Below are 11731 nucleotides of genomic sequence, written 5' to 3'. Positions count from 1 at the left end.
CATGGGACTGTTCAGCCGTAGCAGCAAGGACGCCGACAACGTTGCCCTGGCCGCCGCGCGGGGCAAGCTCTCCGGCGAGGACGTGGACCAGATCCGCTTCCTCATCACCACCAAGAAGCAAGTGTTCGCGGTGAAGTTCGTGATGGACCGGACCGGGGCCGAGCTGAAGCACGCCAAGGAGCTCGTCGACGAGATCCGCCTCGGCCGCTACGTACCGCCCGTCACCGACACCCCGGTGGTCCGGCTCCCCGGCACCAACCTGGCCGAGCGCACCCGCGCCCTCAAGGCCGCCGGCGAGCTGCACCAGGCGACCGCGTTGGTGGTCAGCGAGACCGGCATGACCGACCAGGAAGCCGGCCTCTTCGTCGGCGCCCTCAACACCGACAACCACGACTGACCCCGCACGTCATCCGCTGACGTGCGCGGGTGTCCAGGAAGGATCGCGGCCGAAGGCCCCGAGCAACCGGCTCGCCGGGTCGTCGGCCGTGCTCACCCGCTCCGCGATCGCGCCGCCCTCGCGGTACAGCTCCTCCCGCTCGGTGAACCAGCCGGACACCGCGTCCACCACGTCGGGATCCAGCCGTGGCTCGGCACCGATCGCCTTCGCCAGGTCCCAGCCGTGGATCAGGTGGTCGGCCGTCAACTGCCACACGTACTCCGCGGCGTCCTCGTTCCCGTACGACAGGTGCACCTGGTCCCCACGAGCCACCGGCCCGCCCATCGATGCCTGGGCAGCCCGCTCCGCCTCGGCGGCCGCGGTAGCGGGGTCGTCGCCGAGCAGGTCCCCGTCCAGTGAGTCCCCGACGTCCTCGATCGTCTGCCCTGCCATCAACGGGACCGTCCAGCGTTCCTCGTTGACGACGTGATTCACCAACGTCCGCACATCCCAGTCGGAACAGGGCGTCGCCGAGTCCCACTGTTCGCTCCCGACAACCCCGACCAAGCGGACGAACTCCCCGGCGGCCCGGCCGTGCAGTTCCACGACATCCATCGCGCCCACCCCCTCGCCGTCAGCCTGCGCCGACAGGCCGAAGCCGTCAATCGGGGGGCGTCGAGAAGGGGGTCAGGTGGCGAGCTGAGCGGCGGCCTCGTGCGCGTGCTGGCTGGCGATCAGGTCACCGGTGGCCGCGAGCAGGTCGCCGTGGTGGCGGTAGCAGGAGCCGGCCAGCTCGGCGACCTCGCCGTCGCTGGTGGCGAACGGGATCAGCGCGGTGGCGACCTCGGCGCACCAGCCGGCCAGGTCCAGCGCCATCTCGGTCTGGCCGGCCGCGTCGTACGCCGCGGAGATGTCCAGCAGCGTCTGCGCCCAGATCGGGGCGTACGTGCTGGTCTCGTACCGCATCCGGTGCGACTCGCGCTCGGAGGAGATCGCGAAGAGGTAGTGCGCCTCGAGCCCCAGCGTGAGCGCGGTCTCCGCGTCCTGCGCCAGCATCGGGCGGACCAGCTCGGCCAGCTCGGTCGCGCGGACCGCGGCCGATTCCGGATCCGTCCGGCCGGACACGGTCGCCAGCGTCATCCCGGGCGCCGGCTGGCTCAGGCCGAGCAGCCGGTAGTACTGCTCGAACGGGCCGAGCTTGAGCTCGGCAGTCTCGAGCGCCGTCACCAGGGACGGCGGCAGGCCGCGTTCGAGTTCCTCGCTCACCCGCTCGGCCGTCTCGCGGTCGGTGGCGTACGCGGTCTGCAGGCAGGTCTCGCCTTCCAGGATCCGGCCGGCGATGGCGAGGTGCTTGCCCTTCCGGGTCAGCGCGGAGACCAGGGTCCGCAGGTCCGTCGCCGACTCGGAGTCCGCGAGCGTGTCCGCCGTGGTCAGGCCGATCTCGTCCGCCTCCAGGGCCAGGTCGAGCCGGCTCTGGGACGCGTGGACGTCCGCCGACACCGCGGTCGCCGAGCACAGGTACCGCGCGTACGACAGCGCTTGCGGGCTCTCGTTGATCTGGTCCGCCAACTGCAGGAACAGCTGGACCGCCGCGTCCGCGGAGGCCACGGCCAGCCCGGGATCGCCGTACCGGCGGAGGATGAGCGCGTTCATCGCGAGGACGCGGGCGAAGTCGGGCTGGTGGTGCAGGCTGTCCGGTCCCGCGACGAGCTGGCCGTACGCGATCACGGCGCCGTCCATCTCCAGGACGGCGGTCGCCCCGTACCCGCGGTGGGCCTGCGTCATCGCCCGGCGGGCCCGCACGTCGGCGAGGAAGGACGTGGCGTCGAGGACCCCGGCGTCGTTCAGTTCGGTGTACCCGAGCTGGGCCTCGTGGAGTGCGGTCAGCGCCTCCTCGTGCCGGCCGGACGCGTTCAGCGAGCCGGCCAGCTCGTAGTGCGTGGCCGCCATCAGGTGCTTGGCCTCGTAGTGGTCGGGGCGGTCCCCGGCGCGTTCGCGGGCGAGCTCGATCACCCGCTGCTGGTACGGTCCGGCCTCGTCGGCGCGGCCTTCCTCGATCAGGACCTGCGCGGTCTGCAGCGCCTCGCCGAGCTCGTCCTCAGGGGGCGTCCATAGCCCCCCGCTGTCCACCATCTCCGCTGTCCACCCCTTCACCGACTCAACGGATCACCCTAGTCCCGTGTGGAGCCTCGACCGGGGTTCTCCTCTCGAACCTTAGAGGGTTCCGGAGTGATCCACCTCACTTGACGCCTCGGTGTCCGGTGCCGTGGCGCGCTGCTGACACGAGTGATTACCCGCAGGTAGCCTGGGCAGATGAGCGAGCAGACCTCGATTCCGGCCGATCCCGAGCTCGACCCGACCGCCTCGTACGCGACCGACCAGTCGGTCATCCGCCGGTTGGCCGGTCTGCTCCGCGCCTCGGCGGGCCCCCGCACCCACTACGCCCCGGCGACCGGGCAGCCGGTGGCCGAGCTGCCGGTCTCCGCGCCGGACGACGTGGTGAAGGCGGTCCGCTCCGCCCGCCGGACCCAGCTCAGCTGGAAGGGCGTCCCGCTCGCCGACCGCGCCGCGATCTTGCTCCGGTACCACGACCTCGTCCTCGACCACCGGCACGAGCTGGTCGACCTGGTCCTGCTGGAGTCGGGCAAGGCGCGCAAGCAGGCCTTCGAGGAAGTCGCCCACGTCGCGCTCACCGCCCGGTACTACGGGCGCAAGGCCGCCGAGTTGCTCGGGCCACAGCGCAAGCTGGGCATGTTCCCGGTGCTCACCCGGGCCGAGCAGCGGTTCGTGCCGAAGGGCGTCGTCGGCATCATCTCGCCGTGGAACTACCCACTCAGCATGGCGATGGCGGACGGGCTCCCCGCGGTGCTGGCCGGCAACACGGTCGTGCACAAGCCGGACAGCCAGACCCCGCTGACCGCGCTCCGGGCGATCGAGCTGCTGTACGAGGCGGGGCTGCCGCGGGACGCCTGGCAGCCGGTGAACGGCGACGGCCCGACCGTCGGCGGCGCGATCATCCAGAACACCGACTACGTCTGCTTCACCGGGTCGACCAGGACCGGGCGGCTGGTGGCGCAGCAGGCCGGTGAGCGGCTGATCGGCTGCAGCCTCGAGCTCGGCGGCAAGAACCCGATGCTCGTCCTCCGCGACGCCGACATCCACCGCGCCGCCGAGGGCGCCGTCCGCGCCTGCTTCAACAGCGCGGGCCAGCTGTGCGTCTCGATGGAGCGGCTGTACGTCGCGGACCAGGTGTACGACGCCTTCGTCACCGCGTTCCTCGACCGGGTGAAGAAGCTGCGACTGTCGGCCGGGACCGGCTGGGACGTGGACATGGGCTCGCTGATCTCGAAGGACCAGCTGGACGCCGTGAGCCGGCACGTCGACGACGCCCGGGCCAAAGGCGCCGTGGTCCTGGCCGGTGGCAAGGCCCGTCCGGATCTGGGCCCGCTCTTCTACGAGCCGACCGTGCTGTCCGGCGTGACACCCGAGATGGACTGCTTCGACACCGAGACCTTCGGCCCGGTGGTATCGCTGTACCGGTTCTCCGACGAGTCCGAGGCGATCCAGCGCGCGAACGAGGGCGAGTTCGGGCTGAACGCGAGCGTCTGGACCCGGGACGGCCGGCGCGGCCGGGCGATCGCGGCCCAGCTGGTCGCCGGGACGGTCAACGTGAACGAGGGCTACGCGGCCACGTTCGGCTCGATCGACACCCCGATGGGCGGGATGCGCGCGTCCGGGCTCGGCCGCCGGCAGGGTGTCGAGGGCATCCGCCGGTACGTCGACGCGCAGGCGATCGCGACCCAGCGACTGCTGCCGATCGCGGCCTCGCACGGGCTGAGCGACGAGTCGTACGCCGAGCTGATGACGGGTGCGCTGCGGGTGCTGAAGAAGCTCGGCCGGGCCTGAGACGGGGAGTCGCGGATGAGCTTCGACCAGGACGTACTGATCATCGGCTCCGGGTTCGGCGGCAGCGTCAGCGCCCTGCGCCTGGTGGAGAAGGGGTACCGGGTCGCCGTGCTCGAGGCCGGGGCCCGGTTCGAGGACGAGGGGTTCGCGAAGAACTCCTGGGACAAGAGCCGGTTCCTCTACGCGCCGCGCCTCGGCTGGTACGGGATCCAGCGGATCAGCGCGCTGCGGGACGTGATCATCCTGTCCGGCGCGGGCGTCGGCGGCGGCAGCCTGGTCTACGCCAACACCCTGTACGAGCCGCTGCCCGCGTTCTACACCGACCGCCAGTGGGCCCATATCACCGACTGGAAGGACGAGCTCGCCCCGTACTACGACCAGGCGAAACGGATGCTCGGCGTCACCACGTACCCGCACTTCACCCCGGCGGACCAAGTGATGAAGCAGGTCGCCGACGACATGGGCGCCGGGGACACCTTCCACCCGACCCCGGTCGGCGTGTTCTTCGGTGAGCCTGGGGTCGAGGTGGACGACCCGTACTTCGGTGGCGCGGGGCCCCGGCGGACCGGGTGTATCGACTGTGGCGAGTGCATGACCGGCTGCCGGCACAACGCGAAGAACACGCTCACCAAGAACTACCTGTACCTGGCCGAGCAGGCCGGCGCCGAGGTGTACCCGATGACCACGGTGACCTCGGTCGAACCGCTGCCGGGCGGCGGGTACGCGGTCGAGACCCGGCGGACGTCGAACCGGAAGAAGACCCGCCGGTTCACCGCTCGTCAGGTGATCTTCGCGGCCTCGGCGCTCGGGACCGCCAAGCTGCTGCACCGGATGCGGGACGAGGGCAAGCTGCCGCGGTTGTCCGACCGGCTCGGCGTGCTGACCCGGACGAACTCGGAGTCGTTGCTCGGCGCCATCGCGCTGGACCGGACCGTGGACTACAGCCGCGGGGTCGCGATCACCTCGTCGTTCCACCCCGACGACATCACCCACATCGAGCCGGTCCGGTACGGCAAGGGCAGCAACGCGATGTCGTTGCTGCAGACCGTGCTGACCGACGGCGACGGCGACGTCCCGAGGTGGCGCACCTGGCTCAAGGAACTCGGCGTTCAGCGCAAGAACATCCGCCGGCTGTACGACCTGAAGCACTGGTCCGAGCGGACCGTGATCGCGCTGGTGATGCAGACCGCGGACAACTCGATCACCACCTTCGGCAAGCGGGACCGGTTCGGCCGCTGGCGGCTGACCTCGAAGCAGGGCCACGGGGCCCCGAACCCGGCCTGGATCCCGGTCGCGAACGAGGTGGTCCGGCGGATGGCCAGGATCATGCGGGGCACCCCGGGGGGCACCATCGGGGAGCCGTTCAACGTCCCGATGACGGCGCACTTCATCGGCGGCTGCGCGATCGGCGACTCGGCCGAGACCGGCGTGGTGGACCCGTACCACCGGGTCTACGGGTACGAGGGCCTGCACGTCCTGGACGGCTCGACGATCTCCGCGAACCTCGGCGTCAACCCGTCCCTGACGATCACCGCGCAGGCCGAGCGGGCGCTGTCCTTCTGGCCGAACCAGGGCGAGGCGGACCAGCGGCCGGACCTCGGGGCGCCCTACGAGCGGGTGGCGGCCGTCACGCCGCGGAATCCGGTGGTCCCGGCCGACGCCCCGGGAGCACTACGGTTACCCATTGTCGAGATCACCGATCGACGTCCTGTGACGAAACCGTGACGCGACGACAACAAAAGGGTTCGGACCGGTAAAAGCGAAAACCCTCGGCAACGGATCGGAATGATCCGGAAGCCGAGGGTGAAAGGGCCAGAAAAGGGAGCAGGTCCCTCGGGAACGTTTCCGCCCAAATCGTTTCCCGAGGGACCCACTCAAGCCGGGGTGAGGCGCCCGGCGCTTTTGGGTTCGGGTCACCAGCCACAGCTGGCGACCCGAGCTCTTAGTGCCCCACTCTACATCCGATTCCCGGAGTTTCGACCTGTGCGAAGTGGTTGTGACCACTCTGCGTGCTGATCGTGATGATCAACATTTCGCTACTCCTCGAACCGGGTGGCGGTCTCCTTGCGGTGACCGCCTCTGCACACTTCAACGAGGGGTATCACCGAAGGTCACGAGATTCTCCGAGAATTTTTCCAGGTTCTCCGAAACCCGTCCGGACGGCCGTCTGAGTCACTTCCGCGTCAGGTGTTCCACAGTGACGCCCCTCGCAGTCCCGGGCGGCGCTCCTGGCTTACTGTGAGCCGACCGTTCGACGAGGCAGGAGAACCATGAGCGACATCCTGGACGTGGCACGTGCGCAGGTTCTGGAGCAGGGCGTCGGCCTGAGCCAGGAGCAGCTGGTCGAGGTCCTGCGCTCACCGGACGACCAGCTGCCCGCGCTGCTCGCCCTCGCCCACGACGTCCGGGTGAAGTGGTGCGGCGAGGAGGTCGAGGTCGAGGGGATCATCTCGCTGAAGACCGGCGGCTGCCCCGAGGACTGCCACTTCTGCTCCCAGTCCGGCCAGTTCACCTCGCCGGTCCGCTCGGTCTGGCTGAACATCCCCGAACTGGTCGAGGCCGCCAAGGAGACCGCGAAGACCGGCGCCACCGAGTTCTGCATCGTCGCCGCCGTCCGTGGCCCGGACCCCCGGCTGATGTCGCAGGTGAAGGCCGGCATCGAGGCGATCAACGCCGAGGTCGACATCAACATCGCCTGCTCGCTCGGCATGCTCACGCAGGACCAGGTGGACGAGCTCAAGGCGATGGGCGTGCACCGCTACAACCACAACCTCGAGTCGGCCCGCTCGTACTTCGGCGACGTGGTCACCACGCACTCCTTCGAGGAGCGCTGGGAGACCTGCGTGATGGTCAAGGAGTCCGGTATGGAGCTGTGCTGCGGCGGCCTGGTCGGGATGGGCGAGACGCTGGAACAGCGCGCCGAGCTGGCCGCGCAACTGGCCGAGCTGGAGCCGCACGAGGTCCCGCTGAACTTCCTCAACCCGCGCCCGGGGACGCCGTTCGGCGACCTCGAGGTGATGGACGGCAAGGACGCGCTGCGCACCATCGCCGCGTTCCGGCTGGCGATGCCGCGGACCATCCTGCGCTACGCCGGCGGCCGCGAGCTGACCCTGGGCGACCTGGGCACCCGCGACGGCCTGCTCGGCGGGATCAACGCCGTCATCGTCGGCAACTACCTGACCACGCTCGGCCGCCCGGCGACCGCGGACCTCGATCTGCTCGCGGAGCTGAAGATGCCGGTGAAGGAACTGCAGAAGACCCTGTGAACACCACCCTGCTGTACTGCGGCCACTGCGGTGGCGAACTGGCGGACGGCGAGCACGCCGAGTGCGGCCGCGCGCTGATGATGGAACCACCCCGGTACTGCGCGCAGTGCCGCCGGCGGATGGTCGTCCAGGTCCACCCCACGGGCTGGTCGGCCCGCTGCTCCGCGCACGGCGAGCTGGCCTCGGAATGAACGAGCTCGGCAGGACCGAAGACCTGCTCGGCCGCGACACCGAGCTGCTGTGGCATCCGTACTCCTCCCTGACCGCGCCCTCGCCGACCCGCCTGGTCACCGGGGCCGACGGGGTCCGGCTGCAGTTGGCCGACGGCGCCGGTGGGACGGTCGAGGCGATCGACGCGATGGCGTCCTGGTGGTGCATGATCCACGGCTACCGGAACCCGGTCCTCGACCAGGCGCTGAAGGACCAGGTGGATCGGTTCAGCCACGTGATGTTCGGCGGGCTGACCCACGAACCGGCGGTCCGGCTGGCCGAGCGGCTGGTCGACCTGACCCCGGATCCGCTGCGGCACGTGTTCTTCTGCGACTCCGGCTCGGTCTCGGTCGAGGTCGCGATGAAGCTCGCCCTGCAGTACCAGGTCGCGCGCGGGCGGACCGGCCGGACCAGGATGCTCACTGTTCGTGGTGGGTACCACGGGGACACGTTCGCGCCGATGAGTGTGTGCGACCCGGTCAACGGGATGCACTCGCTGTTCACGGGTGCGCTGAAGGAACAGGTCTTCGGCCCGCAACCGCCGGCCGGGTTCGACCGGGCCGCGGACGATCCCGAGTTGGTCGCGTGGGCCGGCGAGCTGCGGTCGGTGGCCGCGCGGTCGAGCGACGAGATCGCGGCGATCATCGTCGAGCCCATCCTCCAGGGCGCCGGCGGCATGTACCCGTACAGCCCGGCCTGTCTGCGGGTCCTGCGCGAGGTCGCCGACGAGTACGGGTTCCTGCTCATCCTGGACGAGATCGCCACCGGCTTTGGCCGGACCGGCACGCTGTTCGCCTCCGAGCACGCGGGCGTCGACCCCGACATCCTCTGCGTCGGCAAAGCCCTCACCGGTGGGTACCTGACGCTCGCGGCCATGCTGTGTACGGCGGAGGTCGCGCGCACCGTATCGGACGGGCCAGGCGGCGCCCTGATGCACGGGCCGACCTTCATGGCGAATCCGCTCGCCTGTTCCGTCGCGCTCGCGAGTATCGACCTGTTGCTGGGCCAGGACTGGCAGGCCGAGATCGACCGCATCTCCACCGGACTCGCGACCGGCCTCGCTCCGGCGGCCGAGTTGCCCGGGGTGAAGGACGTGCGGGTGATCGGTGCGGTCGGCGTCGTCCAGCTCGCCGGACCGGTCGACCTGCCCAGGATGACGGACGCGGTCCTGCGTCGTGGCGTCTGGGTCCGCCCGTTCCGGGACCTGGTCTACACGATGCCGCCGTACGTCTGCACGGACTCCGACATCGCCACGATCGGTACCGCGATCACCGAGGCGATTGCCGAGAGCAACTGATGTTGGGGGACTGGCTGGGCCCGAAGGCGGCGGCGCTGGAGACCCGCGGCCTGACCCGCCGGCTGCGCCCCCGAGTCGCCGGCGAGGACCTGATCGACCTGGCCGGCAACGACTACCTCGGCCTCACCCACGATCCCCGGGTGATCGAGGCCGCCGCCGACGCGCTCCGGATCTGGGGGACGGGCTCGACCGCGTCCCGCCTCGTCAGCGGGACCACCTCTCTGCACGAGGAACTGGAGGACGAGCTCGCGGCGTACGCCGGACAAGAGTCCGCGCTGCTGTTCTCCTCGGGGTACCTCGCGAATCTTGGCGTCGTCACCGCACTCGGGGGTCCGGGGACGCTGCTGGTTTCCGACGAGCACGTGCACGCGTCCCTCATCGACGCCGGCCGGCTGGCGCGATCGCGGGTCGAGGTCGTGCCGCACAACGACGTCGACGCGATGTCGAAGGTCCTTGCCGAGCGCAACGAGCAGTACGCGGTGATGCTGACCGAGTCCGTCTTCAGCGTGCTCAGCGACGAGGCGCCACTCGCCGACCTGGCCGCGGCCGCTCGGGCCCACGACGCGGTCCTGCTCGTCGACGAGGCCCACGGTCTGGGGGTCACCGGGGACGGCCACGGCTCCGTCCACGCCGCCGGGCAGGCCGGGCTCGACCACGTGATCGTCACCATGACGTTGTCGAAGGCGATGGCTTCGCAAGGCGGTGTCGTACTGGGTCCGGCCGTCCTCCGCGAGCACCTGATCAACCGCTCGCGCCCGTTCATCTACGACACGGCCCTCAACCCGGCAGCCTGCGCGGCCGCCCTCGCCGCGCTCCGCGTCCTCCAGTCCGAGCCGGACCGCCCGGCCGCGATCCACCGCGCCACCGCTCACCTGGCCGATGCCTTCGACGTCCCGCATCCCGCCGGCCCGGTCGTCTCCCTCCCCATGCCAGGCCCCCACCAGACCGTCCGAGCAGCCGACCTCTGCAGGGCCGACGGCGTCCGCGTCGGCAGCTTCCGCCCACCGTCGGTGCCCGACAACATCAGCCGCCTCCGCTTGACCGCCAACGCCGGGCTGACCAGCAATGACCTCGACCGTGCCGCCGAGGTCATTGCTGCCGCTGTCGCCCAGGTCTACTGACCGCCTGCCGGCCGGGTCTACGCCGCGGCGCCGGTCTTGTCGACGGACTGCATTGCCCGAAGCCGGGTGTTCTGCAGCGACGCGACGTGCCTGAGGAAGTCCTGGCCGCTGAAGCGCTGGGCCGGGTCGATCTTGACGTGCTGCAGCGCCTCTTTGACGAGGACCGCGACCGTGGACCCGTAGAGGCTCTCGGCCAAGGTCTTGGGCAGGTTGAGGCCGGAGCTGACGAACCGCGTCTTGAATTTCTCGGTGACGCTGTCGGTCAGGCCGTTCGACCACTTCTTCCAGTAGTTGTCGGACGCCTCGACGTACTTCTCCTTCGTCGTCGTCTCCAGGGCCCGCGCCAGCTCGAGCCGTTCGGCCTGGAACTCCTTCGCGGTCTCGATGATGGTGATCTTGAGCAGCGACCAGATGATCTCTCCGCCTGTCGTCGCGGCGCCGGCGCCGACGGTGTCGAGCCCCGCGCCGATGCCCATCAGGCTCGCGCACGCGAGCGGTTCGAGCATGTCGAGGTTGAACTGGATCTGCCGCACGTACTTGTCCGCCAGCATCTCCGCGACCTGGAGCGGCTTCTTGTCGAACTCCTGGACGATCTCGTTCAGCGCGGCCTCCTTCTCCGCGCCGGACTTCGCCATGATCTCCCGGACCTGCTTCTCGTTGCTCGCGGCAATCATGCTGCGCTTGAGGAAAGCGATCCCGGCGTCGGAGACGGCCTGCAGGGCCTTGATGGCGTTCTTGGCCGATCCACTCAGCTGCGCGGCCTCACCGGCCAGGCCGAGGGCCGACGACGCCGCGTCGTAGGACTGCTCCATGACGACCAGGTCGGTCTCCAGCTGCTGGTGTGCTTCGGACGGATGGGCGATGACATAGGCCTTGATGCTCTCGAACATCAACGCGTCGAGGGAGTCGCTCTCCATCTGCTCCAGCCGCCTGATCATGCCCTCGGCCCGGACCATCGACTCGGCCATGTACTGCTTGAAGGCGATGGCGGCCGGTAGCGAGACCGCACCGTCGGCGGTGGTCTCCGACGTTCGCACCAGCTCGTCCACCGCCCGCCAGCGAGCCGGCTCGGTGTTGATCGTCTTCACCAAGGTGTCCAGCGTGCTGCTGGCCGCGGACAGTGAGTTCTGTCCGGTGTCGGTGAACCGCATGATCTCCAGGTTCTGCAGGGTGCGGAGCGTCTGCTGGAGCTCGACGTAGGTCTTGTCCTCGATCTGCCACTCCCGCTTGAAGCTCTCCAGGATCGTCAGGAGACCTTCCTGCTGGTAGGCCTCGGGATGCTTCTTGACGTCCTCGGCCGTCGCCTTCTTGGCCTTCTCCCCGGCCCTGGCGATCTTCTTCGCCGTCGTCTTCTCGTCCAGCGTCGTGTTCAGGCTGATGCCCAGTGCGATCGAGGCGTGCTTGATCCAGGCGTGGTCGACCTTGGTGAAGACGTCGGTGGGCCGGAAGGCCTTGAGATTGCCGAGCAGGTACTTGCCCAGCTTCTGCATCGAGCCGGCCTTGTCGTCCGCGTTCTGCGCCGGCCCGGCGTGGGTGGTGGTCATCGTTTCCTCCT

General features: G+C 69.7%; 10 protein-coding genes. 7 read left to right on the top strand and 3 right to left on the bottom strand.

Annotation, left to right across the window (positions count from 1 at the left end; all coding sequences use genetic code 11):
- The first annotated feature begins 1 nt into the window (after position 1).
- The gene (locus tag FB561_RS02315) at positions 2-397 is read left to right on the top strand and encodes a hypothetical protein (protein WP_145802528.1); all 396 of its coding nucleotides are present in this window, start codon (positions 2-4) and stop codon (positions 395-397) included.
- Positions 398-406: 9 nt separating this feature from the next.
- Here the strand turns inward: FB561_RS02315 and FB561_RS02310 are convergent, their stop codons facing one another.
- Entirely contained in the window at positions 407-991 is a 585-nt protein-coding gene (locus tag FB561_RS02310; RefSeq protein WP_145802526.1) for a TIGR03086 family metal-binding protein, read from the bottom strand.
- A gap of 72 nt (positions 992-1063) precedes the next feature.
- Entirely contained in the window at positions 1064-2509 is a 1446-nt protein-coding gene (locus tag FB561_RS02305; RefSeq protein WP_145802524.1) for a tetratricopeptide repeat protein, read from the bottom strand.
- Positions 2510-2689: 180 nt separating this feature from the next.
- On the opposite strand from FB561_RS02305, the gene FB561_RS02300 reads away from it, so the two are divergent.
- From FB561_RS02300 to FB561_RS02275, 6 genes are all read left to right on the top strand, one after another.
- Entirely contained in the window at positions 2690-4282 is a 1593-nt protein-coding gene (locus FB561_RS02300) for a succinic semialdehyde dehydrogenase (protein ID WP_145802522.1), read from the top strand.
- A gap of 15 nt (positions 4283-4297) precedes the next feature.
- Positions 4298-6007, top strand: a complete 1710-nt coding sequence (locus tag FB561_RS02295) for a GMC family oxidoreductase N-terminal domain-containing protein (RefSeq protein ID WP_145802520.1) — start codon at positions 4298-4300, stop codon at positions 6005-6007.
- A 545-nt stretch (positions 6008-6552) separates the two neighbouring features.
- A complete protein-coding gene (bioB, locus tag FB561_RS02290; RefSeq protein ID WP_145802518.1) occupies positions 6553-7548 on the top strand; it encodes a biotin synthase BioB in 996 nt (331 codons plus the stop codon).
- On the top strand, positions 7545-7739 hold the full coding sequence (bsaP, locus tag FB561_RS02285) for a biotin synthase auxiliary protein BsaP (RefSeq protein WP_145802516.1): 195 nt from the start codon (positions 7545-7547) through the stop codon (positions 7737-7739). The genes bioB and bsaP overlap by 4 nt, the downstream gene beginning before the upstream one ends.
- Positions 7736-9055 carry an adenosylmethionine--8-amino-7-oxononanoate transaminase gene (bioA, locus tag FB561_RS02280; protein ID WP_145802514.1) on the top strand — a complete coding sequence of 440 codons (1320 nt, stop codon included), beginning with the start codon at positions 7736-7738 and terminating at the stop codon, positions 9053-9055. Before bsaP ends, bioA begins: the two co-directional genes overlap by 4 nt.
- Positions 9055-10176: an 8-amino-7-oxononanoate synthase gene (locus tag FB561_RS02275; protein WP_145802512.1), complete on the top strand. Its 1122-nt coding sequence runs from the start codon at positions 9055-9057 to the stop codon at positions 10174-10176. Before bioA ends, FB561_RS02275 begins: the two co-directional genes overlap by 1 nt.
- Positions 10177-10193: 17 nt before the next feature.
- Here the strand turns inward: FB561_RS02275 and FB561_RS02270 are convergent, their stop codons facing one another.
- The gene (locus FB561_RS02270) at positions 10194-11720 is read right to left on the bottom strand and encodes a hypothetical protein (protein WP_145802510.1); all 1527 of its coding nucleotides are present in this window, start codon (positions 11718-11720) and stop codon (positions 10194-10196) included.
- Between the last annotated feature and the right edge of the window lie 11 nt (positions 11721-11731).

The organism is Kribbella amoyensis (genome assembly GCF_007828865.1).
Taxonomy (GTDB): Bacteria; Actinomycetota; Actinomycetes; order Propionibacteriales; family Kribbellaceae; genus Kribbella; species Kribbella amoyensis.
The sequence above is the reverse complement of the archived record's forward strand: the minus strand, read 5'-3'. Positions and strand labels throughout refer to the sequence as shown.

Excerpts from the sequence above, each read along its gene's own strand:
- FB561_RS02315 (WP_145802528.1), top strand. The coding sequence starts at position 2 with ATGGGACTGTTCAGCCGTAGCAGCAAGGACGCCGACAACGTTGCCCTG.
- FB561_RS02310 (WP_145802526.1), bottom strand. The coding sequence starts at position 991 with ATGGATGTCGTGGAACTGCACGGCCGGGCCGCCGGGGAGTTCGTCCGC.
- FB561_RS02305 (WP_145802524.1), bottom strand. The coding sequence starts at position 2,509 with ATGGTGGACAGCGGGGGGCTATGGACGCCCCCTGAGGACGAGCTCGGC.
- FB561_RS02300 (WP_145802522.1), top strand. The coding sequence starts at position 2,690 with ATGAGCGAGCAGACCTCGATTCCGGCCGATCCCGAGCTCGACCCGACC.
- FB561_RS02295 (WP_145802520.1), top strand. The coding sequence starts at position 4,298 with ATGAGCTTCGACCAGGACGTACTGATCATCGGCTCCGGGTTCGGCGGC.
- bioB (WP_145802518.1), top strand. The coding sequence starts at position 6,553 with ATGAGCGACATCCTGGACGTGGCACGTGCGCAGGTTCTGGAGCAGGGC.
- bioA (WP_145802514.1), top strand. The coding sequence starts at position 7,736 with ATGAACGAGCTCGGCAGGACCGAAGACCTGCTCGGCCGCGACACCGAG.
- FB561_RS02275 (WP_145802512.1), top strand. The coding sequence starts at position 9,055 with ATGTTGGGGGACTGGCTGGGCCCGAAGGCGGCGGCGCTGGAGACCCGC.
- FB561_RS02270 (WP_145802510.1), bottom strand. The coding sequence starts at position 11,720 with ATGACCACCACCCACGCCGGGCCGGCGCAGAACGCGGACGACAAGGCC.